Here is a 23,404-nt window from a genome sequence, read left to right as displayed (position 1 = left end):
GAGCCCAAGATGCCCCACTTCCCCGCCTTCGACTGCGCCGGGGTCATCCCGGCGGCGCTGCTGCCCTTCCACGCGGACCTCTCCATCGATGCCGCCAGCTACCGGGCGCATCTGCGCGACCTCGGCGGCGTGCGCGGCATCAGTGCCATCACCACCAATGCGCATGCCTCCGAGGTCGCCTCCTGCGACCCGGCCGAGCAGGAGGCGGTGCTGGCCCTGTCCATGGAGGAGGTGGGCGACCGCATCCCGGTAGTGGCCGGCGTCTATTCCGACGGGACGCTGCAGGCGATGCGCCTCGCCAAGGCGGCCGCGGCGGGCGGAGCCTCGGCGCTGCTGGTATTCCCGCCGACGGTGCTGGCGCGGGGGACCCAGGCGCGGCCCGAGTGCCTGGCGGACCACGTGCGCGCCATCGCCGCGGCGACCGACCTGCCGCTGATCCTGTTCCAGTACCCGCTGGCCTCAGGCCTCACCTACCCGCTGGCGACCCTGCAGGAACTGGCGGAAGAGGTGCCGACCATCCGCGCCATCAAGGACTGGAGCGGCGACCCGACCGTGGCGGAACGCCATGTGGTGGCGCTCTCGGCCCTGCGCCGGCCGGTCAACGTGTTGAGCACCCATAGCGCCTGGCTCTTCCCCTCCCTGGTAACGGGGTGCCAGGGGCTGCTCTCGGGCTCCGGCAGCGTCATCGCGGGTTTGCAGGTCGCACTCTTCGAGGCGGTGCAGCGTGGGGACATGGCGGAGGCCCAGGCGCTGAACGTCCGCATCCGGCCGACCACGGAGGTCTTCTACGCCGAGCCCTTCTTCGACATGCACAACCGCATGAAGGAGGCGCTGGTGCTGCTGGGCAGGCTGCCGCGGGCGGTGGTGCGGCCGCCGCTGAAGAAGATCAGCGCCGCGGAGATCGGGCGGATCGGGGAGGCATTGGCGGCGGCGGGACTGATGCCCGCGAAGCGGTTGGCGGCGGAGTAAGGTAAGGCCAGGGAGGTATCCCCTCCCTGGCCTTACCTTCTATCTTTCCTAGTTCAGGCGCGCTTGCGCTTTTTCGCGGGGACGGGCGCTTCCAGCAGGGGGGCGAGGAAGCGACCGGTATGGCTGCCGGGGGTGGCCGCCACGTCTTCCGGCGTGCCCTGGGCGACGATCACCCCGCCGCCGTCACCGCCCTCCGGGCCGAGGTCGAGGATCCAGTCGGCGGTCTTGATGACCTCGAGGTTGTGTTCGATCACCACCACCGTATTCCCGGTATCGACGAGCTGGTGCAGCAGCTCCAGCAGCTTCCGCACATCCTCGAAATGCAGCCCGGTGGTCGGCTCATCCAGGATGTAGAGGGTGCGGCCGGTGGCGCGCCGCGCCAGCTCCTTCGAGAGCTTGATCCGCTGCGCCTCGCCGCCCGAAAGCGTCGTCGCCTGCTGGCCGAGGTGGATGTAGCCGAGCCCCACCTCCTTCAGCACCCGCAGCTTTTCGGCGATGGAGGGGACGGCGGAGAAGAACTCCACCCCTTCGTCCACCGTCATCTCCAGCACGTCGGCGATGGACCTGGAGCGGAACTTCACCTCCAGGGTCTCGCGATTGTAGCGCTTGCCCTTGCAGCTGTCGCAGGTGACGTAGACGTCGGGCAGGAAGTGCATCTCGATCTTGACGAGACCATCGCCCTGGCAGGCTTCGCAGCGGCCGCCCTTGACGTTGAAGGAGAAGCGGCCGGGCTTGTAGCCGCGGGCGCGGCTTTCCGGCAGCTCGCTGAACCAGTCGCGGATCGGCGCGAACAGCCCGGTATAGGTGGCGGGATTGGAGCGTGGCGTGCGGCCGATCGGCGACTGGTCGATGTCGATGATCTTGTCGAGCTGGTCGAGCCCCTCGATCTTCTCGTAGGGGCCGGGGACGGTGCCGGCGCCCATCAGCCGGCGCGCGGCGGCCTTGTACAGCGTTTCGATCACCAGCGTCGACTTGCCGCCGCCGGAGACGCCGGTGATGCAGGTGAAGGTGCCGAGCGGGAACTCGGCGCTGACGTTCTTCAGGTTGTTGCCGCTGGCGCCGATGACCTTCAGCACCCGCTTGCGGTCCGCCTTGCGCCGCACTTCCGGCACCGGGATGCGCTTGCGGCCCGAGAGGTAGTCGCCGGTCAGGCTGGCGGGGTTGGCGGTGACCTCGGCCGGGGTGCCCTGGGCCACCACGCGGCCGCCGCCGGCGCCGGCGGCCGGGCCGATATCGACCAGATAGTCGGCGGCGCGGATCGCATCCTCGTCGTGCTCGACCACCAGCACGGTATTGCCGATGTCGCGCAAGCGCCGCAGCGTGCCGAGCAGGCGTTCGTTGTCCCGCTGGTGCAGGCCGATGCTGGGCTCGTCCAGCACGTAGAGCACGCCGGTGAGACCGCTGCCGATCTGGGACGCCAGCCGGATGCGCTGGGATTCACCGCCCGAGAGGGTGGCAGAAGAGCGGCCGAGCGAGAGGTAGTCTAGCCCGACGTCGACCAGGAATTTCAGCCGCTCGGCGATCTCCTTCAGAATCCGGCGGGCGATCTCCTGGCGCTGCGGCGTCAGCGTCTCGAAGACCGTGCCGAACCAGCGCTCGCAGTCGCGGATCGAGAGGCGGGCGGCGTCGCCGATGTGGCGGCCTGCGATCTTCACCGACAGCGCCTCGGGCTTCAGCCGGTGGCCGTCGCAGGCGGGGCAGGGCTTGGCCGCCTGGTAGCGCGAGAGGTCCTCCCGCACCCAGGGATTGTCGGTCTCGCGGTAGCGGCGCTCGAGGTTGGGCAGCACGCCTTCGAAGGGCTTCTTCACGTCGTAGCTGCGGAGGCCGTCCTTGTAGCGCAGGGTCACCACCTCCTCGCCGCTGCCGTGCAGGATGGCGTGGCGGACCTTGGCGGGCAGGTCGCCCCAGGGCGTCGCGGTGGCGACCTTGAAGTGGCGGGCCAGGCTTTCCAGGGTTTGGTCGTAGTAGGGCGATTGCGCCCCGGACCAGGGGGCGACGGCACCCTCTGCCAGGGTGCGGAGGTCGTCGGGGACCACCAGCATCGGGTCGAAGAAGGTCTGGGTGCCGAGCCCGTCGCAGGTCGGGCAAGCGCCCTGCGGGCTGTTGAAGGAGAACAGCCGCGGCTCGATCTCCTCGATGGTGAAGCCGCTGACCGGGCAGGCGAATTTGGCGCTGAAGACGGTGCGCTCGGCGGTATCCGCGTTCTCGGCATAGGTGATGCCGTCGGCGAGACCCAGCGCGGTCTCGAAGCTGTCGGCCAGGCGCGGGGCGATGCCGTCGCGGACCACGATGCGGTCCACCACCACCTCGATGTCGTGCTTCAGCTTCTTGCTGAGCGCCGGCACCTCGGCGATCTGGTAGAGGGTGCCGTTGACCTTCACCCGCTCGAAGCCGCGGCGCTGGAATTCGGCCAGTTCCTTCTTGTACTCGCCCTTCTTGCCGCGCACCGCGGGGGCGAGCAGCAGCAGGCGGGTGCCCTCCGGCATGGCCATGACGCGGTCGACCATCTGGGAGACGGTCTGCGCCTCGATCGGCAGGCCGGTGGCAGGGCTGTAGGGCACGCCGACCCGGGCCCAGAGCAGCCGCATGTAGTCATGGATCTCGGTCACCGTGCCGACGGTGGAGCGGGGGTTGTGGCTGGTGGTCTTCTGCTCGATCGAGATCGCCGGGCTCAGCCCCTCGATGCTGTCCACATCCGGCTTCTGCATAAGCTGGAGGAACTGCCGGGCATAGGCGCTCAGCGACTCGACGTAGCGGCGCTGGCCCTCGGCATAGATGGTGTCGAAGGCGAGCGAGGACTTGCCCGACCCGGACAGGCCGGTGATGACGGTCAGCGTCCCGCGCGGGATGTCGAGGTCGAGATTCTTCAGGTTATGCGTGCGGGCGCCCCGGATGCGCAGGAAGCCGGCACCGGACATGGGAACGGGGGGAGGGGTCGGGCTGGCCATAAGGGGTCGTGCTCCAGGGCGGCGCAACAAGGGGGGGCGCAGGGCCCGCGTTCGCCTTGTGTTCTAAGGGTGATGCCATTATATCGGAACCACGGATAGGGTCTTCGTGACACGGCGCTGGTCCTTGGGACCGGGCCGCGCTAGGTCATCCAACTCGGTTCCAGGGGTTTTGGCGGCATGGCCGGCGTGAATAAGGTAATCCTCGTAGGCAATCTGGGTCGCGACCCGGAAGCCCGCAACATGCAGAACGGTGGCAAGGTGGTTTCCTTCTCCATCGCCACGTCGGACACTTGGAACGACAAGGCGTCCGGCGAGCGGAAGGAGAAGACCCAGTGGCACCGCATCGCCATCTTCAACGAGAAGCTCGGCGAGATTGCCGAGAAGTATCTGAAGAAGGGCAGCAAGGTGTATCTGGAGGGCTCGATCGAGACCCGGAAGTACACCGACAAGGACGGCCAGGAGCGCGAGACGACGGAAATCGTGCTGGGCCGCTTCAAGGGCGAACTGACCTTGCTTGACAGCCGCGGTGGTGGCGAGGCCGGCGAGGGCGGTGGCTACGGCGGTGGCCGGGCCTCGGGCGGTGAGCGCTCCAGCGGCTACGGAGGCGGGGACCGTGCGCCGGCCGGCCGCGGCGGTGGGGGTGGCTGGGACAAGCCCAAGGGCGGTGGCGGCAGCGACCTCGACGACGACATCCCTTTCTGATCCTTGCCTGAGGCGAGAGATGGTTTGACTCTCACCTGACCCCTTGGGTTGGGTGTAAGATGCGGGCATGCAGCCCCTTGCTGCGGTCTAGCGTTTGGCCTCGGCGCCGCCAGCGGTGAGGTGGCTGGCCTGGGCCGGGATCCCGTTGCCGGGCTGCTTCGTCAGTTGACGAAAACGGCAGCACCTGCGCGTGGGACCGGCCTGCCGGACACGGTCGCGGCGATGGATCTGGTGATCCGGCAACGCTAGGACACGGGGCGTTGCCTCCTGGCCCGAGGACACGGCCGGGGGCTTGGCCGAGGTACCGGCGTCGACCCCCGAGGTCGCCGATTTTCCCAAGCCGGCCCAGATCCTGCAGGCGGATCTCGATCATCGCATGGATAGCCCCATCGGCACGCGCTCGCCGCTGCTGGAGCGGCTGGCGCTGCACTGGCTGAACCATTTCACCGTCTCGGCCACCGCCGTGCCGTTCTATGTCGGCTATTTCGGCTCCGCCTTCGAGCAGGAGGCCGTGCGGCCCTATATCCTCGGGCAGTTCGAGGATATGCTGTTGGCCACCGCGACCCATCCGGCCATGCTCTGCTACCTCGACAACCGGACCTCCACCGGTCTGAACTTGCCTCGCGGGATTCGCCGCAGGGCCGGGCTGAACGAGAATCTGGGATGATGTCATCGGCTTGGCCCGCGTCCTGACGGGCTGGTCGGTCGATGTTGTCCTGAACGATACCCTGGCGCGGATACGGTGGTGGTGGTGCTCACCGAATTCGGCCGCACGGTGCGGCTGAACGGCAGCTGCGGCACCGACCATGGCACCGCGACGGTCGCCTTCCTGCTCGGTGACGCGGTGAAGGGCGGACGGGTGCTCGCGGTTTGGCCGGGGCTAGCGGAGCACCAGCTGCGGGAGGGGCGGGCTCTGGCGCCCACCACCGACCTGCGAGCGATGATGAAGGGCGTGCTGGCCGAGCACCTGGGGCTGGAGGACCGGGTCCTCGGCAGCCGAAGCTTCCCGCAATCCGCCGGGGTGCCGCGGCTACGGGGCTCATCGGCTAGGTCAGGCCAGGAAAGGGCGCCGGATCGGCGAAGCGGCGGATGGCATTCAGCACCAGCCTCGCCGCCGCCGTCGTGTAGCCATCCACCGGCAGGGCGCCGATGTAGTTCATCGAGCCGAAGGACAGCACCGCCCCGCCGTGCGGCGCCTCGAAGAAGGTGATGTCGGAGCGCATCACCTCGTCATGCCGGCGCGGCCAGAGGGTGTGGTCGTAGCGTTCCTCGTTCACCGGCGCATAGCTCGGTTCGGTGACGATGGCCGTCGCCACGATCAGCGCGTGCCGCGGCGTGCCGAGCCGCACATCGGCCCGGTCGAGCTCATGCCCCGCCGCGCCGCCGCCCATGAAGCCGCGGTCGCCGAACTCGGTGCCCGGCCGGGCGTCGATTCCCTCCCGCAGGAAGGCGACGCGCGGGTCCAGGATGCCGGGAGCGAAGCGGTAGGGGTGGCCGGTATAGTCTCCCTGGGTGCTGAAGCCGATGCCGACGATGCCCTGCGGCGGCCGCCCCAGCCGGCGCCAGAGCCCGCCATAGCTGCCGTCGAAGGCGTGGTAGGATTCGCCGGGCTCCGCCGCCCAGAGCCGGATGCCGCCCTCGGCGCGGCGAACCTCGAGGGCCCAGGGGCCGTCTTCGTGCGGCACGACCTTCCAGTAAAAGCCGTTGCCGCCAAGGTAGATGAAGCGACCGCCGCCCTCGATGTACTGCGCCACCCCGTCCAGGGACTGCACCGAATGGTATTCGGGGTGCTGGCCGGTCAGGACGACGCTGTAGGGTGCCAGCGCCGCCGCCCCCTCGGCATGGAGGTCGTGGTCGGTCACCACCTCATAGTCGATGCCGGCGCGTTCCAGCATGTCGGTGACGTAGCTGTCGGCGGTGAGCCAATAGGTGCCGGAGCCCTCGGGCGAGGGGTCGATCATCTGGATGTGGTTCAGCCGCTTGTCGATCATCGGCCGCCGCATCGAGGCATAGCCCACGCCGCTGCCGTCGCTGTGCCAGTTGTAGGTCGACTGCCCATATTCGGGGTGTCCATCCGGGGATTGCCGCAGGGCGCCCCAGGCCCGCGCTCGGTCAGCCAGCACCGCCTGCCGCCCAGGCCGGGCGAAATTGCCGTAGATCGTGTAGGTGAAGGTCGGCGCCAGGAAGGCCACCCGGGCCCGCGCCCCCGGCACCGCGGCGCGGACGTAGAAGGGGATGTTGTCCTTCCAGCCGGCCCCCTCGAGGTGCAGCGCATAGACGCCGCTGGGCCAGTCCGCCGGGATGGTGAGGCTGAGCGAGGGCTGCCAGCCGGCATCGCCCATGTCGTCGTCGTGGAAATGGATGGCGCCGTATTGCGCCGGTGCCTCGGTCCAGCGCTGCACCGCGCCGGTCCAGCGAGACCCGGTCATGGCCCGGGTCGGCAGGTTGACGCAGCGGCCATGCCACCCGCCCGGGCCGGTATCGACCACCCGGTCGCCGGTGGTGCCGAGCGCGAAGTCCCAGTCCGCCAGGGTGCAGCCCTGCGGCAGCGGCGCACCGCCCGCCTGGGCCGCGAGCAGCGCCGCCGCGCCGAGCCCCCGGGCGATTCGCGGCCGCTCGATCTTGCCGTTGAAATGGCCCGCCGCGGCCCGGTCGGCGGCGATGCTCGCCGCGCCCATCCCTGCCGGCACGGCGCCGAGCGGCCTGGTTGCCGTTGCCGACTCCACCAGGTCCAGCCTGGCCCGACGCGGCTGCTGCACCAGGGTCGTGGTCCCGGCCACCGGGTCGAGGACCAGGGCGATGTCGTGCCAGCAGCGTTCGGTCAGCGGCACCCCGGTGGCGAGGACCTCGCCGCCGACCCGGCAGAAGGCCCCCTGCGGCCCCACCCCCAGCGCCACCTCGACGCCGTTCCCCTGCCAGGCCAGCACCACGCCCGGCGTCCCGGCCAGGGTCGGCCAGACGGTAGCCACCAGGCCGAGCGGCCGCCCGCCCGCCTCCAGCGCCACCGCCGGGACATCCACCCGGCTCCCCCGCCGGATCGGCTGGTCCTGCCCGGCGTGGCGGCCATCGACCGCGGAGGGCATCGGCTGTTCCCGGTAGCCAGGGCCGGCCGGGTTCGGGTCGCCGCAATGGATGCGGGCGATCCGGGCCGTGTAGTCCGCCCCGCCCTCGACGCTGACCATGAAACGGATGGTCTCGCCGGGCTTGGCGCTCCAGCGATCGGCATAGCCGGTGATAGGGAGCATGCGACGGGGGTCCTCTCGACCGGGAGGCAAAAGTCTTTCGCCCGGGAAGGGGGGTGTCAATCGCCGCCGGCGATTTGGCGGATGGCCGCCGAACGCCTATATAAGCAGCCTGACTCCACGGCCGCCGGCGCGCCGGGGCCATCCCCCATGGCCTCGCTCCGGGCCTGGGTGAATTGCTGGGCAGGGTGCCCCATCGAAGGAAGCCGATAGGCGTGAGCGACACCGAGAACGGCGGCACGGGCGACACGGCCCCGGTAGCCCTCGAAGAGGAAATGCGGCGCAGCTACCTCGATTACGCGATGAGCGTGATCGTGGCCCGGGCACTGCCCGATGCGCGCGACGGGCTGAAGCCGGTGCATCGCCGGATCCTCTATGCCATGCAGGAAAGCGGCTATTCTGCCGACAAGCCGCATCGCAAGTCGGCCCGCGTGGTCGGCGACGTCATGGGCAAGTATCACCCCCATGGTGACGCCAGCATCTACGACGCCATGGTGCGCATGGCGCAGTCCTTCTCGATGCGGGTGCCGCTGATCGACGGCCAGGGCAATTTCGGCAGCGTCGACGGCGATCCGCCGGCGCAGATGCGCTACACCGAAGTCCGCCTCGCCCGCTCCGCGACGGCGCTCCTCGAAGGCATCGAGGAGGACACCGTCGAGTTCCAGCCGAACTACGACGAGTCGGAGAGGGAGCCCAAGGCGCTGCCGGCGGCCTTCCCGAACCTGCTGGTGAACGGCGCCAACGGCATCGCCGTCGGCATGGCGACCAATATCCCGCCGCACAACCCGACCGAGGTGATCGACGCGGCGCTGGCGCTGATTGCCGATCCGGATACGACGCTGGCGCAGATCATGGAGATCGTGCCCGGCCCCGACTTCCCGACCGGTGGCCTCATCCTCGGCCGGGCCGGGATCCGCAGCGCCTTCGAGACCGGGCGCGGCTCGATCCCGCTGCGGGCCAAATGCGAGATCGAGGAGATGCGCGGCGGCCGCCAGGCCATCGTCGCCACCGAGATTCCCTATCAGGTCAACAAATCGACCCTGATGGAGCGCATCGCCGAGCTGGTCCGGGCCAAGCAGATCGAGGGCATCTCCGACCTGCGGGACGAGAGCGACCGCGACGGCATGCGGGTGGTGATCGAGCTGAAGCGGGACGCGACGGCGGAGGTGGTGCTGAACCAGCTTTACCGCATGACCCAGCTGCAGACCTCCTTCCCGGTCAATTTCCTGGCGCTGAACAACGGCCGGCCGCAGCAGATGGGCCTGCTCGACGCGCTGCGCGCCTTCATCTCCTTCCGCGAGGAGGTGATCCTCCGGCGCTCGCGCTTCCGGCTGTCGAAGGCGCGGGAGCGCGGCCATCTGCTGATCGGCCTCGCCATCGCGGTCGCCAACATCGACGAGGTCATCCGGCTGATCCGCGCCAGCCGCGACCCGGCCGAGGCCCGCGCCAGCCTGATGGCGCGCGAATGGCCGGCCGGCGACGTCGGCGCGCTGCTGGCGCTGATCGACGATGCCGGCAACATCGTCACGCCCGAGAATACCGTCCGGCTGACCGAGGCCCAGGCCCGTGGCATCCTGGCGCTGACCCTGAACCGGCTGACCGGCCTCGAGCGCGAGAAGGTCACGGCGGAGCTCGAGGAGGTCGGCGGCCGCATCCGCGAGTTGCTGGAGATCCTCGGCAGCTATCCCCGCCGCATGGAGGTGATGGCCGAGGAGCTGCGCATCGTGCGCGGCCAGATCGCCTCGCCGCGCCTGACCCAGATCGTCGACTACGCTGCCGACCTCGACGACGAGAGCCTGATCGAGCCCGGCACCATGGTGGTGACCCTGACGCGCGACGGCTACGTGAAGCGCACCTCGCTCGAGACCTTCCGCGCCCAGCATCGCGGCGGCCGCGGCCGCAACGCCGCCGGCACCCGGCAGGACGATGTGGTGGTGCGCAGCTTCATCGCCCATACCCATCAATGGGTGATGTTCTTCACCAGCCGCGGCATCGCCTTCCGCGAGAAGATCTGGCAGCTGCCCGAAGGCGGCGCCACCGGCAAGGGCCGCAGCCTGCGCCAGGTGCTCCAGCTGCAGGAGAAGGAGCAGGTCACCGCCGTGCTGCCGCTGCCGCAGGACGAGACGCTGTGGGAGGGGCTGCACCTGGTCTTCGGCACGCTGCAGGGCAACGTCCGGCGCAACCGGCTGTCCGACTTCCGCAATGTCCGCGCCGCCGGGCTGATCGCGATGAAGCTCGACGACGGCGACAGCCTGATCGGGGTGCAGACCTGCCGGGATGGCGACGACGTGCTGCTGGCGACGCATCTCGGCCGGGCCATCCGCTTCCAGGTGACCGACGATACCTTGCGGGTCTTCGCCAGCCGCGACAGCTCTGGCGTGCGCGGCATTCGCCTCGGCAAGGGCGACAGGGTCATCGGCCTGGCCGTGCTGCGGCATGTCGATGCCTCCCCGGATGAGCGGCAGGCCTATCTGAAGGCTTCGGCGCAGAAGCGCCGGGCGACCGGCGAGGATGTCGACGCGCCGATGCCCGAAGCGGTGGCCGAGGAGGGCGAGGAGGTCGCCGAGATCGCCCTGCCGCCCGAGAAATTCGAGGCGATGGAGCAGGCGGAGGAATACCTGCTGGTCGCCACCGACGGCGGCTTTGGCAAACGAACCTCGGCCTACGAGTACCGCGTCACCGGTCGCGGCGGGCAGGGGATCACCGGGATCACCCTGACCAAGCGGACGGGGCGGGCGGTGGTCGCCACCTTCCCGGTACGGCCCGGGGATGGCGTGATGCTGATTACCGACGGCGGGCGCCTGATCCGTCTGCCGGCCGACCAGGTGCGTGTCACCGGGCGACAGGCGATGGGGGTGACCCTGCTGCGGCTGGATGAAGGCGAGGCCGTGACCAGCTGCTTCCCGGTGGTGGATGAAACCCCCGACGATGCTGCCGAGCCGGAGGCCACGCCATGACCGAGCGCGTCGGCCTCTATCCCGGCACCTTCGACCCGGTGACCAACGGCCACATGGATGTCATCGGCCGGGCTGCCCGGCTGCTGGACCGGCTGGTCATCGGCGTCGCCATCAATACCGGCAAGGGCCCGCTGTTTCCGCTGGAGGAACGGGTCGAGTTGGTGCGGGCCGAATGCGGCCCCATCGCCGAGCGGACCGGGGCGGTCATCGAGGTGGTGCCCTTCGAAGGTCTGCTGATCGGCTTCGCCCAGCAGGTCGGTGCCGGCATGATCGTCCGCGGCCTGCGGGCGGTCTCCGACTTCGACTATGAGTTTCAGATGGCGGGCATGAACCGCCGGCTGGACCAGTCGATTGAAACCGTCTTCCTCATGGCCAGCGAGACGAACCAATTCATCTCCTCGCGGTTTGTGAAGGAGATCGCCCGGCTGGGGGGGGACGTCAGCACCTTCGTACCGAAACTGACCCTGGAGCGGACCCTGGCCCGGGTGCGCAACCCGGCCGCGGGTTGAGCCACGCCAACACCACCGAGACCTCGGGAGAGACATGATGCGCCGACGCGACCTGACCGGGCTCGCCGCCATGGCGGCGACCAGCAGCCTTGCCGCGCCCGCCCTGGCCCAAGGGGCCGAGGAGCGCCTGCTGCTCGACCTCAAGGACGGGACCGTCACGATCCAGTTCCTGCCGGATGTGGCGCCGAAGCATGTGGAGCGGATCAAGCTGCTGGTCCGCCGCGGCTTCTACGACGGCACGCCCTTCCACCGGGTGATCGAGGGCTTCATGGCCCAGGGCGGCGACCCGACCGGCACCGGCACCGGCGGCGCTCGGGACCTCCCCGACCTGCCCTCTGAGTTTACCAACAAGTACCGCTTCATCCGCGGTACCTGCGGCATGGCGCGCAGCCAGAACCCGAACAGCGCCAATAGCCAGTTCTTCATCATGTTCGCGCCGGCGCCCAGCCTCGACAACCAGTACACCATCTGGGGCAAGGTGATCGCCGGCATGGACGCCGTGGACAAGATCAAGCGCGGCGCCCCGGGCAGCGGCGTGGTCAGCGGCCCGGACAAGCTGGTCCGTGCCCGCATCGTCAACGCCTGAACCAATCGATCCAAAGGAGTTCGCCATGAGCGACGAAGCCGGTACCCCGCCCACCGAAATCCCGACCGAGATCCCCCCCGCCGATGCCCCGGCGGCGATGGCCAACGAAGCCAAGGCCGCCGATCCGGCCCAGGAGAACACGCTGATCCTCGAGCTGAAGGACGGCAAGGTCACCATCCAGCTGCTGCCCGAGCTGGCACCGCTGCATGTCGAGCGCATCAAGACCCTGGTCCGTGCCGGCTTCTACGACGGCACGGTCTTCCACCGCGTCATCGAAGGCTTCATGGCCCAGGGCGGCGACCCGACCGGCACCGGCATGGGCGGTGCCCGCGATGCCGGCCACGCCGACCTGCCGGCCGAATTCTCGCCGCCGAACAAGGCCCGCTTCGTGCGCGGGACCTGCGGCATGGCGCGGTCCGGCAATCCGAACAGCGGCAACAGCCAGTTCTTCATCATGTTCGCGCCGGCCAGCAGCCTGGATGGCCAGTACACCATCTGGGGCAAGGTCACCTCGGGCATGGAAGCCGTGGACAAGATCAAGCGCGGCGGCGGCGGCAATGGCATGGTCCAGGGCCCCGACAAGCTGATCAAGGCGACCATCGCGGCCGACGCGGCCGCCGCCTGAGACCTTGACAGGGCAGGGCATCCCGGGCTTCTGGGGCGCCCGCCCGAAGGCGGATGTGAGCCGGTAGCTCAGCCGGTAGAGCACGGGACTTTTAATCTCGCGGCCGTGGGTTCGAGTCCCACCCGGCTCACCATCCTTTCCCGCTTCGGCCCAGGATCCGGTGCCATGCCGCAGTAGGCGTGACCCTCCCGCTGGGGCAAGCTGCCGCCGAAACCAGGGAGGGATCCATGCGTACCGGCGTCTTCTACTTCCCCACCGACTACGGCATCGACCCGGCCGAGCTTGCCAAGGCTCTGGAAGACCGCGGCTTCGATTCGCTCTTTCTCTGCGAACACACCCATATCCCGACCAGCCGGCGATCGCCCTTCCCGGGCGGCGGAGAGCTGCCGAAGCGCTACGTCCATACCCACGATCCTTTCGTGGCGTTGTCCTTCGCTGCGGCGGCGACCAGGACCCTGCTGCTCGGCACCGGCGTCTGCCTGGTCCCGCAGCGGGACCCGATCATCACGGCAAAGACGGTCGCCAGCCTCGACCGGCTTTCCGGCGGGCGCTTCGTCTTCGGCATCGGCGGCGGCTGGAACGTCGAGGAGATGGAAAACCACGGCGCCCGCTACCCCACCCGGTTCAAGCTGATGCGGGAGCGCGTGCTGGCGATGAAGGCGCTCTGGACCGAGGAGGCTGCCAGCTTCAACGGCGAGTTCGTCAACTTCGACCCGGTCTGGTGCTACCCGAAGCCGCTGCGCCAGCCGCACCCGCCCATCCTGCTCGGCGGCGAGACGGATCACACCCTCAGGCGGGTGGTCGAATTCTGCGACGGGTGGTTCCCCCGGGCCGGCGCCGGTTTCGACCCGGCAGTCGCCATGGGGCGGCTGCGGGCCATGGCGGAGCGGTCCGGGCGGGACATGGCGGGTTTCGATGTCACCGTCTTCCGCGGCCCGGCCGATGCGGCGCAGCTCGAGCCCTATCGGGCGGCCGGCATCACCCGGGTGCTGCTGGAGGTCCCCGACCTCGACCGCGACGGCATCCTGCGGCGGCTCGACGAGCTGGCGCCGCTGACCGCCTGAGGCATCCATGGGCGTCCCCGGGACCCGGCCCGGGGACCCACGGCCGCCGCCGTCCGGTCCACGGCACGACATTGACCGCGCGGCACGAACATGCGGCACTCGGCCGGCCCGGCCGCGCCCTCGTGCGGCCCCATCCGGCGGAGGAAATTCCATGTTTCTCGAACAGCGCATGTACACCGCGCATCCCGGCAAGCTGCCGGCCTGGCTGAAGGCCTATGCCGAGATCGGCGGCCCGGCCTCGAGCCGCACCCTGACGCCGCTGATCGGCATGTTCACGGTCGAATTCGGCCAGATCAACCGCGTCCTCTTCGTCCGCGGCTTCGACGACATCGACGAGCGCGAGGCCGGCATGGCTCGCCGCGATGCCGATCCGGAGTGGCAGCGCTTCCTCGGCGAGACCCGGCCGATCAACGCGCTGATGATGCAGGAAGCCAAGCTCATCAAGACCGTGCCCTTCTCGCCGCTGCAGAAGGTCGGCCAGCCCTTCGAGCGCAAGATCGAGGGCACCGGCATGTTCGTCGACCACCGCACCTACGACTTCCATCCCGGCAAGGCGAGTGCCTGGATCGATGCCTATGAGAAGCTCGGCAAGCCGGTGCAGGACCGCCTGCTGGGCCAGCTGCTGTGGTTCGGCGTGACCGAATGCGGGCCGATCAACCAGGCGGTCTTCGCCTGGGCCTATAGCTCCATGGCCGACCGCGACCGCCGCCGCACCGCGATGATGGCCGACCCCGGCTGGGCCGAGTTCCAGAAGGCGACCGGATCCCTGGGCGCGCTGAAGCAGCAGACCACCATGCTGCTGAAGCCGACCGCCAATTCGCCGATCCGCTAGGCCATGCGGTCCTTCACCCAGCTGCTGGCCGGCGCCGCCCTGGCGCTCGGCCTCGTCTCCGGCGCCCCGGCCCAGGCGGGCCAGACCTTCGATGCCATCAAGGCGCGCGGGACCCTCATCTGCGGCGTCAATGTCGGGGTCGCCGGCTTCTCCCTGCCGGATAGCCAGGGCACCTGGCGCGGCATGGATGCCGATCTGTGCCGGGGCCTCGCCGCGGCGATGTTCGGCGACCCGGCCAAGGTCCGCTTCGTCCCGCTGACCGCCGTGCAGCGCTTCACCGCCCTGCAGTCGGGCGAGATCGACGTGCTGATCCGCCAGACCACCCTGACCATGTCGCGCGACACCTCGCTCGGCCTGCGCATGGTCACGGTGAACCTCTACGACGGCCATGGCTTCATGGTCCGCCGGGACGCCAACGTGACCGATCCCAAGGGGATGGATGGGATGACCATCTGCCTCTCGCCCGGCACGACGAACGAGCTGGTGACCGCCGACTGGTTCCGCACCAACAACCTGCGCTTCACCCCGCTGCTGCAGGAGCGCATGCAGGACAATGCGACCTCCCTGCAGGCCGGGCGGTGCGACGCCATCGGCACGGATGCGACCCAGCTCGCCGCGCTGCGCAGCCAGTTCCAGCAGCCCGGCAACTACGTCATCCTGCCGGAGCGCTTCAGCAAGGAGCCCTACGGCCCGGTGGTCCGCCGCGACGACCAGGAATGGTTCGACGTGGTCCGCTGGACGGTTTCCGCCCTGATTCAGGCCGAGGAGCTGGGGGTGAACAGCACCAACCTTGAGGCGATGAAGTCCAGCCCCAACCCGGATATCCGCCGCCTGGTCGGGGTGGATCCGTTGCTGGGAAATGCGCTCAAGCTGGATCCGGCCTGGGCCGTCAACGTCATCAAGGCAATCGGGAACTACGGGGAGCTGTTCGAGCGGCATCTCGGCCCGAAGACCGCGATCGGGCTGGACCGGGGGTTGAACCGGCTCTGGACCGACGGCGGGCTGATGTATTCCTGGCCCATGCGCTGAGCCGCATGGCCGGCGCCGCGCTTCGGTAGTTGCCGTGGCGCGGCGCCAAGCCTAGTTTGCGCCCCGGTCGGGGCGTGGCGCAGTCTGGTAGCGCATCTGCTTTGGGAGCAGAGGGTCGGAGGTTCGAATCCTCTCGCCCCGATACCTTATTGGGAACCACGCATGTCGCAGCTTGCCCGCATCTACGTCCCGCCGCGCTCCGCCATGCAGTCCGGCCGCGGCAAGGCCCAGGGCTGGGTGCTGTCCTTTGAGCCGGGTGAGCGCCAGCGTCTCGACCCGCTGATGGGCTGGGCCGGCTCGGGCGATACCAACGCCCAGGTTTCCCTGCATTTCAACAGCCGGGAGGATGCCGTAGCCTATGCGGAGGCCCGGGGCCTCGCCTATGAGGTCGAGGAGCCGAAGCCGGTCCGCATCAAGGCCAAGGTCTATGCCGACAACTTCCGCTTCGGCCGGACCGACAACTGGACCCATTGAGCCAGTTCGCGCCCGTAGCTCAGCTGGATAGAGCACGCGCCTTCTAAGCGCGATGTCGCAGGTTCGAACCCTGCCGGGCGCGCCACTGCCGCCTCAGCCCTCGGGCAGCGTCACCGTCCAGCTGGCGTCGAAGCGGCCACCGGGCGGCACCGAGAGCATTCCCGGCTTCGCCGCCAGCTCGCCGTCCCAGCCCTCGGGGCTGTGGTAGCCGCGCCAGGGTTCGATGCAGAGGAATCCGGCCCCCGGCTTGCTCCACAGGCCGAGCACGTCGAAGCCGGTGAAGGCGAAGCGCATCCTTGCTCCGTCGACCGGTCCGTAGGCGAGGCTGCGGCTGGCCGGGTGGTCGAGGATCACCGCATCCGCGGCGAAGAGCGTGTCATCGAGGGTAAGCCGGCGTCCCACCACCGGGCTCGGCTCCGGGGTCTGCCGCAGCAGGCCGCCGGCCAGCCGCCGCACCGGCGCGGGTTCCGGCTGCTCGAAGAGAATGGCATGCGGCCGGCCCGCCGTACCCGGCAAGGGCCAGCGGAACCCCGGATGTGCCCCGAGCGAGGCGGGCAACGCGACCTCGCCCGGGTTGTCGAGCCGGTAGCGCACCCGCAGGCTGGCGCCCTCGACGGCGTAATGCAGCTCCAGCCCAAAGCGGAAGGGATAGACCGCCCGGGTGGTGGCGTCGTCCTCCAGCCGGAAGGCGCAGCCTGCCTCCCCGCTGCTGATCAGGGTGAAGGCGCGGTCCCGGGCGAAGCCATGTTGCCGCATGGGGTAGAGCCGCCCGGCATGGCGATAGGCATCTCCCGCCAGCTTGCCGACGATGGGGAACAGCACCGGCGCGTGCCGCGGCCATGCGGGGCCGGCATTCCAGAGGTAGTCCAGGCCCTGGCGATCCTGCAGCAGGACCAGTTCCGCACCCGCAGGATCCACCTCCGCTGCCAGCTCTCCGCTGGCGATCCTCACCCGTGCCATGCCTGTACCGGCTCCAGGGGACAGCGGACCGTCCCGCTGCCATCACCCGGCGGCAGCCTACCATCCGTATGCTGCGCCGCCCTGATGGCGCAGGCGTCAACTGCCTCGGATGACCGTGCGGATGGCGAAACTCGACTGGATCCGGGCAACGCCCGGCATGCGCGACAGCGCTTCCTTGTGGATGCGCTCGTAATCCGCCGCATCGCGCGCCTCCACCCGGACCAGGTAATCGGCGATCCCCGTCATGAGGTAGCATTCCCGCACTTCCGGGCAGCCCCGCACCGCCGCCTCGAACCGCTTCAGGTGTTCGTCGGTCTGCCGCTCCAGCGTGATCTGGACGATCACCACGACACCGTCGCGGGGGGAGGGATCCCCGACCAGCGCGGTATAGCCGCGGATCACCCCGCGATGCTCCAGAAGCCGCAGGCGCCTGAGGCAGGCCGAAGGCGAAAGCCCGATAGCCTGGGCCAGGGCAGCATTGCTCATCCGCCCATCGGCGCGGAGCAGCCGGATCATGGCGAGGTCGGTGTCGTCAGTATCCTGCATGCAATTATCTGCGAAGCCGGCGCATATTATGCAATATTTTGGCTTGATTGCGTAGTTCCTGCGCCGATGCGGCGTGAAATTCGCAGGTCCCGCCATCTACCCTGATCCGTCAGGCAGTGAAGCGGAGGCGGTGATGCAGGTGTTGATCCTGGGCAGCGGCGTGGTCGGCGTGACCAGCGCCTGGTATCTGGCCCGGGCTGGCCATCAGGTGACCGTGCTGGACCGCCAGCCTGCGGCCGGCCTCGAAACCAGCTTCGCCAATGCCGGCCAAGTTTCGCCCGGCTATTCCGCCCCCTGGGCCGGACCGGGCATTCCGGTCAAGGCGCTGAAGTGGCTGATGATGCGGCATCGTCCGCTGGTCTTCTGGCCGCAGGCGAACGGCGGCCTCTACCCCTGGCTCGCCCGCATGCTGGCGAATTGCACCGAGGAAGCCTACGCCACCAACAAGGCGCGCATGGTACGGCTGGCCGAGTACAGTCGCGATTGCCTGCGGGACCTGCGGGACGAAACCGGCATCGCCTATGACCAGCGCACCCAGGGCACGCTGCAGCTCTTTCGCACCCAGAAGCAGCTCGATGCCGTCGGCGGCGATACCGCCGTGCTGGACAGCTTCAATGTTCCCTATGAGCTGCTGGACCCCGCCGGCTGCATCGCCGCCGAGCCGGCCCTTGGCTTGGTGCCCGGCAAGTATGTCGGTGGCCTGCGCTTGCCCGGTGACGAGACGGGGGATGCGCATGTCTTCACCCAGCGCCTCGCAGCCTTGGCTGCGGCCGAAGGGGTGATCTTCCGCCATGGCGTGACCGTCGAGGGTCTCGACACCGAGGGCGATCGGATCATCGGCGTGCGCACCGACCAGGGGAGGGTCTTGGCCGACAGTTACGTGGTGGCGATGGGAAGCTATTCCACGGCCTTGCTCCGCCCGTTGGGTGTTGCCGTTCCGGTCTATCCGGTGAAAGGCTATTCGCTGACTCTTCCCATCACTGATGCTGCTGCCGCGCCAGTATCCACTGTGATGGATGAGACATACAAGGTAGCAGTCACCCGACTCGGTAACAAAATCCGCGTTGGGGGTACTGCCGAACTCGCTGGTTTTTCTTTAAAATTGAGGAAACCAAGACGGGAAACCTTGGCTCATTCAGTCGCCGATCTTTTCCCCAGGGGAGGGGATATCGCCCAGGCCAGTTTCTGGACCGGCCTGCGGCCGATGACACCCGATGGGACGCCGGTGGTCGGTCCCACCCGCTACCGGAACCTGCACCTCAACACCGGCCACGGCACCCTCGGCTGGACCATGGCCTGCGGCAGCGGTCGGCTCCTGGCCGATCTCGTCACCGGACGACGACCCGAGATCGACAGCAACGACCTTGCCTTGAGCCGTTACGCCACGGCTTGAATAGTGCGGCAAAAACACTTCTACGAAGCTTGACGAACCCCCGAGTCAGCATCAGCAAAGACGTCTGACTCGGAGGAATTCCATGGAATACCGAACCCTTGGCCGCAGCGGAATAAAGGTCAGCCGACTTTGTCTTGGCACGATGATGTTCGGCGGTCCGACCGACCCCGTGACCAGCACCCGCTTGATCGCCAAGGCCGCCGAGTCGGGCCTGAACTTCATCGATACCGCCGATGCCTACAACGCCGGTCGCTCCGAGGAAGTCACAGGAGCCGCCATTGCCGCCAACCGTCACGCCTGGGTACTGGCCACCAAGATTGCCAACCGGGTAGGGCAGGGACCCAATGAGGGTGGCCTATCCCGCAAGTGGGTCATTCAGGCGACCGAAGCCTGCCTCAAGCGGCTCGGCACCGACTTCATCGACATCCTCTACCTCCACAAGGAGGATCATGCGACGCCGCTCGAGACCACGGTCCGTGCCCTGGCCGAATTGGTTCGTGCCGGAAAGATCCGCCACTTCGGCGTATCCAACTACCGGTCCTGGCGCATCGCCGAGATCTGCCACCTCTGCGACCAGGCTGGCATTGATCGCCCGATCGTCTCGCAACCCTATTACAACGCCATGAACCGGCAACCGGAAGTCGAGCAAATCCCGGCGGCCATACGCTACGGCCTCGGCGTGGTGCCATACAGCCCACTGGCCCGCGGCGTGCTGACCGCGAAGTATCGCCCCGGCGAGGCACCGGAAGCCGGCAGCCGAGCTGCTCGCCAGGACAAGCGCATGTTGGAAACTGAGCTGCGCGCCGAGTCGCTCGAGATCGCCCAGACAATCCGCGCGCATGCCGAGTCGGTGGGGACGACCGCGGCACACTTCGCCATCGGCTGGGTGCTGCACAACCGGCTCGTCACCGGGACCATCGTCGGCCCGCGCACCGAGGCGCATCTGGATGATTATCTGGCGGCGCTAGCCTACCGCTTCACCGCGGCGGATGAAGCGCTGGTGAACCGCCTGGTCTCGCCGGGACACCCTTCGACACCCGGCTATAACGACCCGCAATACGTGATCGAGGGGAGGGTAGCGAACGGCTGAGCCTCGCTCAGCCTTCGACCAGCGCCACGTCCAGCAGCCGTTCCAGTACCTCCGGCTCCTGCGCCCCGGCGATAGCGCTGCGCCCGGCGATGACGAAGCAGGGGACGCCGTTGATGCCGAGGCGATGGGCCCGGAGGTTGTCGGCATGCACCGCCTCCACCTCGGCCACGGTGGCCAGGAAGCGCCGCGCCAGGGTGCCCTCCAGCCCCTGGTGAGCGGCGATGCCCGCCAACACCTGGTGGTCGCCGATATCGGCGCCGCCGGTGAAGTAAGCTTCGAAGACCGCCTCCACCATCTGGTCGGCGGCGCCGAACCGACCGGCCCAGCGCACCAGCCGGTGCGCATCCAGGGAATGCGGCACCCGGCGGATGCGGTCGAAGCGGAAATCGATGCCCTCCACCCGGCCGAGGTCGGTGATCGTGCCATGCAGCCGCCGCGCCCGGTCCTCGCCGCCGAATTTCCGGATGAGGTAGTCGTGCCGCGGCACGCCCTGCGGCGCCAGGTCCGGGTTCAGCAGGAAGGGGCGCCAGACCAGGTCGGCCGCCACGTCCGGACGCGCCCGCAGGGTGCGCCGCAGCCGGCGGATGCCGAGGAAGCACCAGGGGCAGACCAGGTCGAAGACGACCTCGATCGGCAGCCGGGCGCGGGGTGGGGAGAGCAGGTTCACGGCACCATCATAGGCCAAAGCGCAGCCGCAGCGCGATGGGCCTGGAGGCGGGGCGGACCCGGTTATGCGGTCAACAGGGCATTGCCGCCGGCCTGGCGGGCGGTATCCCGCAGGCCCCGGGCCCGGGCCATCAGGGCGGACGCGCTGTCGAGGCCGCCGCGGCTGAGGACCAGTCCGACGCTGCAGGTCAGCGGCAGCGCCCCGACCGAGGTCGGCACCGGCTGCCGGCGCACCGCCCGCAGCAGCCGTTCCGCCGCCCCGACCGCCTGGGCCGGGAAGATCTCGGCCAGGCAGATGCCGAAGCCGTCGTCGATCCGCCCTACCAAGTCCTGCACCCGGACCCGCTCATGCATGCGGTCGCCGATGCCGAGCAGCACCGCATCCCGCACCGCCGGACCGTGGAAGGCTTCCAGCGCATCCAGCCCGTCGATCCCGAGGCAGAGCATCCCGATCTGCGGGCCTGAGGGCTCGGCCATGCCGAGCACGGCCTCGAGGAAGCGGAGCAGCGCCGCCTCCGTCACGGCACCGGTCAGCGGATCCCGGTGCGGCTCGGAGCTCTGTCCCTCGGCGGGGTCTTTCATCACCGGGGGCATGGCAAACGACATGAGGTGGACATGGGTCAGGGTCCTGGCAGCACTATCGCCTCACGCCGATTTTTTGATCATGGCGGTTGCCGGCTGATTAACCCGCCGTGGATTGATCAGAGCCGTGCCCCTTGGCCACCGCGCCGGCCCGCCCTTGTCTCGTGCTGTCCGAGGCTGTCTCCTGGGCCTTTCGCACCCCAGGAGCCCACATGTCCGCCTTCGATGCCATCGCCCGCACCCAGGCGGAGCTTGTCGCCATCCGCCAGGATATCCATGCCCATCCCGAACTCGGCATGGAGGAACACCGCACCGCGGAGCTGGTGGCGCGCAAGTTGGAGGAATGGGGCATCGAGGTGCATCGCGGCGTCGGCGGCACGGGGGTGGTCGGGGTGCTCCGCTCGGGCAATGGCGAGCAGGCCATCGGGCTACGCGCCGACATGGACGCGCTGCCGATGGAGGAGGCCAACAACCTGCCCTACCGCAGCACCGCCAACGGCCGGATGCATGCCTGCGGCCATGACGGCCATACCACCATGCTGCTGGGCGCCGCCCGCTACCTGGCCGAGACCCGCGCCTTCAACGGCACGGTGAATTTCATATTCCAGCCGGGCGAGGAGGGCTGCGGCGGGGCGCTGGCCATGCTGAAGGACGGGCTGTTCGAGCGTTTCCCTTGCAACCAGATCTTCGCCATGCACAACCGGCCCGGCCTGCCGGTCGGGCAATATGCCATCCGCCCCGGCCCGACCGCCGCCGGCGGCGCCTTCTTCGACATCACCGTGGAGGGCAAGGGCTCGCATGGCGCCCGGCCGGAAGCCGGCATCGACCCGGTGCTGGCCGCCTGCCACATCACCGCGGCGCTGCAGTCCATCGTCTCCCGCACCGTATCGCCGATGGATACCGTGGTGGTCAGCGTCACCAAGATCGCCGGCGGCGATGCCTACAACATCATCCCGCAGTTCGCGAAGATTTCCGGCACGGCCCGCTTCTTCTCCGACAAGGCCCGGGCGCAGATCGAGACCGGCCTGCAACGCGTGGCCGAGGGTGTCGCCGCCGGCTTCGGCGCCAGCGCCAGCCTCGACTTCCGGCTGATCTTCGCCCCCACCATCAATGCCCCGGAGCAGACCGAGCGCTTCGCTGCGGCGGCGGCCGAGCTGGTCGGGGAGGACAAGATCACCCGCACGAACCAGCCGGGCATGGGCTCCGAGGACTTCAGCTTCATGATGCAGCAGGTGCCCGGCGCCTATCTTCATGTCGGCAACGGCGACAGCGCCTCGGTCCACAACCAGCACTATAATTTCAACGACGAGGCCATCCCCTACGGCGCGGCGTTGCTGGCCCGGGTCATCGAGCGGGAGCTGCCGCGCGGCCTCGACGACTGACCCTAGGCGGCACCCATGCTGCACCGCACAGGCCCGTGACAACAACGGCAGGCCGGTCTCGGATCGATGGCGGCGTTGCCAGCAAGCACAAGGTGCCATGGCGGATGGGGTGGGATTCGAACCCTTATCTGAACTACAGCAGCTCCAGTGTGCGGCTAGAGGCGTGAGCCATAAGCTTGAGAAAACCCGCGTACTTGTGCGCCTTTATGTGCAAGTTCAAGACAGCGGCACAAGCAGGCGGGGGCTCTGCCCCCCGGCGGCGCGTAGCGCCGCCTTCCCCCCGGGATACAAGGCCCAAAAGCGAATGTGGGCGGTGCCAATCTTCAAATATGGCTGTGACTGGATGGGTCTGGCCGATTCCTTTCGGCCCGCTCTCCCCTTGGCTGCATCGTCGCGGAGATGCTGAATGTCTAGCAAGACGGCGGTGGTCAGGGCACCGTGGAAACCGGCAGCTCTTAGTGTCTGACCCGAAACATAACGAACAATTTCAATGTGTTCCGGTCGAAGCGCCACCACTCTTCGACGAATTTTTCAATCCAACCGAGATAAAGCTGGCGGTCGGCGCATCAAGGAAGCAGTTTTGGGCGAACGAGATGATCTCGGACGGACACTTAGAGTCCATCCGGGATCATGTGGTTTTCTGACATAGCTTTCGGAGCATGCGGCAGACGGAGGCCCACTGCAGGAAGGCGAGCGCGCTGCGATTTAGGCATTCCCAATCTTTGGCCAATCGTCGGCAGCGATTGAGCCAGGCGATGGTGCGCTCGACGATCCAGTGCTTCGGCAGCACGACGAACTCGTGCAACTCCGATCGCTTCACGATCTCAAGGTTGATCTGGCGGCAAGTG

21 protein-coding genes, 3 tRNA genes and 1 pseudogene are annotated in these 23,404 nt (G+C 68.5%); 18 read left to right on the top strand and 7 right to left on the bottom strand.

Translation table 11 applies throughout. The features are described from left to right. The first annotated feature begins 9 nt into the window (after nucleotides 1-9). Nucleotides 10-969 (top strand): dihydrodipicolinate synthase family protein, encoded by a 960-nt coding sequence (locus QWZ14_RS13535; RefSeq protein ID WP_290317215.1) that lies wholly within the window; start codon nucleotides 10-12, stop codon nucleotides 967-969. Between the two features lie 53 nt (nucleotides 970-1,022). Here QWZ14_RS13535 and uvrA read toward each other — a convergent pair whose 3' ends face one another. Next, complete coding sequence (gene uvrA / locus QWZ14_RS13530) at nucleotides 1,023-3,887, bottom strand: excinuclease ABC subunit UvrA (RefSeq protein WP_290317345.1); 2,865 nt, start codon at nucleotides 3,885-3,887, stop codon at nucleotides 1,023-1,025. A 207-nt stretch (nucleotides 3,888-4,094) separates the two neighbouring features. Between uvrA and ssb the strand changes: the two genes are divergently transcribed. The 3 genes and pseudogenes from ssb to QWZ14_RS13515 all read left to right on the top strand — a co-directional run. Further along, nucleotides 4,095-4,619 (top strand): single-stranded DNA-binding protein, encoded by a 525-nt coding sequence (gene ssb, locus QWZ14_RS13525; protein WP_290317214.1) that lies wholly within the window; start codon nucleotides 4,095-4,097, stop codon nucleotides 4,617-4,619. 292 nt (nucleotides 4,620-4,911) lie between these two features. Then, nucleotides 4,912-5,286: a DUF1800 family protein gene (locus QWZ14_RS13520; RefSeq protein WP_290317213.1), complete on the top strand. Its 375-nt coding sequence runs from the start codon at nucleotides 4,912-4,914 to the stop codon at nucleotides 5,284-5,286. A gap of 75 nt (nucleotides 5,287-5,361) precedes the next feature. After that, nucleotides 5,362-5,595: pseudogene (locus QWZ14_RS13515) on the top strand (DUF1501 domain-containing protein); the annotation flags it as partial. A 70-nt stretch (nucleotides 5,596-5,665) separates the two neighbouring features. Here QWZ14_RS13515 and QWZ14_RS13510 read toward each other — a convergent pair. Further along, nucleotides 5,666-7,864 (bottom strand): N,N-dimethylformamidase beta subunit family domain-containing protein, encoded by a 2,199-nt coding sequence (locus QWZ14_RS13510; RefSeq protein ID WP_290317212.1) that lies wholly within the window; start codon nucleotides 7,862-7,864, stop codon nucleotides 5,666-5,668. A 272-nt stretch (nucleotides 7,865-8,136) separates the two neighbouring features. Here QWZ14_RS13510 and gyrA point away from each other — a divergent pair, with 272 nt between their 5' ends. From gyrA to QWZ14_RS13455, 11 genes are all read left to right on the top strand, one after another. Then, complete coding sequence (gene gyrA, locus QWZ14_RS13505; RefSeq protein ID WP_408903684.1) at nucleotides 8,137-10,818, top strand: DNA gyrase subunit A; 2,682 nt, start codon at nucleotides 8,137-8,139, stop codon at nucleotides 10,816-10,818. Further along, nucleotides 10,815-11,327 carry a pantetheine-phosphate adenylyltransferase gene (gene coaD / locus QWZ14_RS13500; RefSeq protein ID WP_290317208.1) on the top strand — a complete coding sequence of 171 codons (513 nt, stop codon included), beginning with the start codon at nucleotides 10,815-10,817 and terminating at the stop codon, nucleotides 11,325-11,327. Before gyrA ends, coaD begins: the two co-directional genes overlap by 4 nt. A 37-nt stretch (nucleotides 11,328-11,364) precedes the next feature. Further along, nucleotides 11,365-11,913: a peptidylprolyl isomerase gene (locus QWZ14_RS13495; RefSeq protein ID WP_377754138.1), complete on the top strand. Its 549-nt coding sequence runs from the start codon at nucleotides 11,365-11,367 to the stop codon at nucleotides 11,911-11,913. Nucleotides 11,914-12,010: 97 nt separating this feature from the next. After that, nucleotides 12,011-12,538, top strand: a complete 528-nt coding sequence (locus QWZ14_RS13490; RefSeq protein WP_290317343.1) for a peptidylprolyl isomerase — start codon at nucleotides 12,011-12,013, stop codon at nucleotides 12,536-12,538. A 57-nt stretch (nucleotides 12,539-12,595) separates the two neighbouring features. Further along, nucleotides 12,596-12,671: transfer RNA gene (locus QWZ14_RS13485), tRNA-Lys, on the top strand. A gap of 94 nt (nucleotides 12,672-12,765) precedes the next feature. After that, nucleotides 12,766-13,602 carry an LLM class F420-dependent oxidoreductase gene (locus QWZ14_RS13480; protein WP_290317207.1) on the top strand — a complete coding sequence of 279 codons (837 nt, stop codon included), beginning with the start codon at nucleotides 12,766-12,768 and terminating at the stop codon, nucleotides 13,600-13,602. A gap of 151 nt (nucleotides 13,603-13,753) precedes the next feature. Next, nucleotides 13,754-14,434, top strand: a complete 681-nt coding sequence (locus QWZ14_RS13475; RefSeq protein WP_290317206.1) for an NIPSNAP family protein — start codon at nucleotides 13,754-13,756, stop codon at nucleotides 14,432-14,434. A gap of 3 nt (nucleotides 14,435-14,437) precedes the next feature. Beyond that, on the top strand, nucleotides 14,438-15,463 hold the full coding sequence (locus tag QWZ14_RS13470; protein WP_290317205.1) for an amino acid ABC transporter substrate-binding protein: 1,026 nt from the start codon (nucleotides 14,438-14,440) through the stop codon (nucleotides 15,461-15,463). 68 nt (nucleotides 15,464-15,531) lie between these two features. Continuing rightward, nucleotides 15,532-15,605, top strand: a tRNA-Pro gene (locus QWZ14_RS13465). 20 nt (nucleotides 15,606-15,625) lie between these two features. Further along, nucleotides 15,626-15,937: an ETC complex I subunit gene (locus tag QWZ14_RS13460; RefSeq protein WP_290317204.1), complete on the top strand. Its 312-nt coding sequence runs from the start codon at nucleotides 15,626-15,628 to the stop codon at nucleotides 15,935-15,937. An 8-nt stretch (nucleotides 15,938-15,945) separates the two neighbouring features. Next, nucleotides 15,946-16,022, top strand: a tRNA-Arg gene (locus tag QWZ14_RS13455). Nucleotides 16,023-16,030: 8 nt separating this feature from the next. Here QWZ14_RS13455 and QWZ14_RS13450 read toward each other — a convergent pair. Both QWZ14_RS13450 and QWZ14_RS13445 read right to left on the bottom strand, forming a co-directional pair. Continuing rightward, on the bottom strand, nucleotides 16,031-16,897 hold the full coding sequence (locus QWZ14_RS13450) for an aldose 1-epimerase family protein (RefSeq protein ID WP_290317202.1): 867 nt from the start codon (nucleotides 16,895-16,897) through the stop codon (nucleotides 16,031-16,033). Nucleotides 16,898-16,993: 96 nt separating this feature from the next. Then, on the bottom strand, nucleotides 16,994-17,443 hold the full coding sequence (locus QWZ14_RS13445; RefSeq protein WP_290317199.1) for an Lrp/AsnC family transcriptional regulator: 450 nt from the start codon (nucleotides 17,441-17,443) through the stop codon (nucleotides 16,994-16,996). 133 nt (nucleotides 17,444-17,576) lie between these two features. Between QWZ14_RS13445 and QWZ14_RS13440 the strand changes: the two genes are divergently transcribed. Both QWZ14_RS13440 and QWZ14_RS13435 read left to right on the top strand, forming a co-directional pair. Then, the gene (locus QWZ14_RS13440) at nucleotides 17,577-18,836 is read left to right on the top strand and encodes a D-amino acid dehydrogenase (protein WP_290317197.1); all 1,260 of its coding nucleotides are present in this window, start codon (nucleotides 17,577-17,579) and stop codon (nucleotides 18,834-18,836) included. A gap of 82 nt (nucleotides 18,837-18,918) precedes the next feature. After that, nucleotides 18,919-19,926 (top strand): aldo/keto reductase, encoded by a 1,008-nt coding sequence (locus QWZ14_RS13435; protein ID WP_290317196.1) that lies wholly within the window; start codon nucleotides 18,919-18,921, stop codon nucleotides 19,924-19,926. 7 nt (nucleotides 19,927-19,933) lie between these two features. Here the strand turns inward: QWZ14_RS13435 and QWZ14_RS13430 are convergent, their stop codons facing one another. Together QWZ14_RS13430 and QWZ14_RS13425 are read right to left on the bottom strand one after the other, a co-directional pair. Next, nucleotides 19,934-20,593: a DsbA family oxidoreductase gene (locus tag QWZ14_RS13430; RefSeq protein WP_290317195.1), complete on the bottom strand. Its 660-nt coding sequence runs from the start codon at nucleotides 20,591-20,593 to the stop codon at nucleotides 19,934-19,936. A gap of 62 nt (nucleotides 20,594-20,655) precedes the next feature. Then, nucleotides 20,656-21,174, bottom strand: coding sequence for a GGDEF domain-containing protein (locus QWZ14_RS13425; RefSeq protein ID WP_290317194.1), 519 nt, complete (start codon nucleotides 21,172-21,174; stop codon nucleotides 20,656-20,658). A 212-nt stretch (nucleotides 21,175-21,386) separates the two neighbouring features. Between QWZ14_RS13425 and QWZ14_RS13420 the strand changes: the two genes are divergently transcribed. Then, entirely contained in the window at nucleotides 21,387-22,556 is a 1,170-nt protein-coding gene (locus QWZ14_RS13420) for a M20 aminoacylase family protein (RefSeq protein ID WP_290317193.1), read from the top strand. A 628-nt stretch (nucleotides 22,557-23,184) separates the two neighbouring features. Here the strand turns inward: QWZ14_RS13420 and QWZ14_RS13415 are convergent. Further along, nucleotides 23,185-23,404 (bottom strand): transposase (locus QWZ14_RS13415; protein WP_290317192.1); only part of this gene is annotated, 220 nt, incomplete at its 5' end.

Source organism: Paeniroseomonas aquatica (genome assembly GCF_030409335.1).
GTDB lineage: Bacteria > Pseudomonadota > Alphaproteobacteria > Acetobacterales > Acetobacteraceae > Belnapia > Belnapia aquatica.
The sequence above is the reverse complement of the archived record's forward strand: the minus strand, read 5'-3'. Positions and strand labels throughout refer to the sequence as shown.

Bases quoted from the DNA above. Each gene is read 5' to 3' on its own strand.
- QWZ14_RS13535 (WP_290317215.1), top strand. From the start codon at position 10: ATGCCCCACTTCCCCGCCTTCGACTGCGCCGGGGTCATCCCGGCGGCG.
- uvrA (WP_290317345.1), bottom strand. From the start codon at position 3,887: ATGTCCGGTGCCGGCTTCCTGCGCATCCGGGGCGCCCGCACGCATAAC.
- ssb (WP_290317214.1), top strand. From the start codon at position 4,095: ATGGCCGGCGTGAATAAGGTAATCCTCGTAGGCAATCTGGGTCGCGAC.
- QWZ14_RS13510 (WP_290317212.1), bottom strand. From the start codon at position 7,864: ATGCTCCCTATCACCGGCTATGCCGATCGCTGGAGCGCCAAGCCCGGC.
- gyrA (WP_408903684.1), top strand. From the start codon at position 8,137: ATGCGGCGCAGCTACCTCGATTACGCGATGAGCGTGATCGTGGCCCGG.
- coaD (WP_290317208.1), top strand. From the start codon at position 10,815: ATGACCGAGCGCGTCGGCCTCTATCCCGGCACCTTCGACCCGGTGACC.
- QWZ14_RS13495 (WP_377754138.1), top strand. From the start codon at position 11,365: ATGCGCCGACGCGACCTGACCGGGCTCGCCGCCATGGCGGCGACCAGC.
- QWZ14_RS13490 (WP_290317343.1), top strand. From the start codon at position 12,011: ATGGCCAACGAAGCCAAGGCCGCCGATCCGGCCCAGGAGAACACGCTG.
- QWZ14_RS13480 (WP_290317207.1), top strand. From the start codon at position 12,766: ATGCGTACCGGCGTCTTCTACTTCCCCACCGACTACGGCATCGACCCG.
- QWZ14_RS13475 (WP_290317206.1), top strand. From the start codon at position 13,754: ATGTTTCTCGAACAGCGCATGTACACCGCGCATCCCGGCAAGCTGCCG.
- QWZ14_RS13470 (WP_290317205.1), top strand. From the start codon at position 14,438: ATGCGGTCCTTCACCCAGCTGCTGGCCGGCGCCGCCCTGGCGCTCGGC.
- QWZ14_RS13460 (WP_290317204.1), top strand. From the start codon at position 15,626: ATGTCGCAGCTTGCCCGCATCTACGTCCCGCCGCGCTCCGCCATGCAG.
- QWZ14_RS13450 (WP_290317202.1), bottom strand. From the start codon at position 16,897: ATGGCACGGGTGAGGATCGCCAGCGGAGAGCTGGCAGCGGAGGTGGAT.
- QWZ14_RS13445 (WP_290317199.1), bottom strand. From the start codon at position 17,443: ATGCAGGATACTGACGACACCGACCTCGCCATGATCCGGCTGCTCCGC.
- QWZ14_RS13440 (WP_290317197.1), top strand. From the start codon at position 17,577: ATGCAGGTGTTGATCCTGGGCAGCGGCGTGGTCGGCGTGACCAGCGCC.
- QWZ14_RS13435 (WP_290317196.1), top strand. From the start codon at position 18,919: ATGGAATACCGAACCCTTGGCCGCAGCGGAATAAAGGTCAGCCGACTT.
- QWZ14_RS13425 (WP_290317194.1), bottom strand. From the start codon at position 21,174: ATGAAAGACCCCGCCGAGGGACAGAGCTCCGAGCCGCACCGGGATCCG.
- QWZ14_RS13420 (WP_290317193.1), top strand. From the start codon at position 21,387: ATGTCCGCCTTCGATGCCATCGCCCGCACCCAGGCGGAGCTTGTCGCC.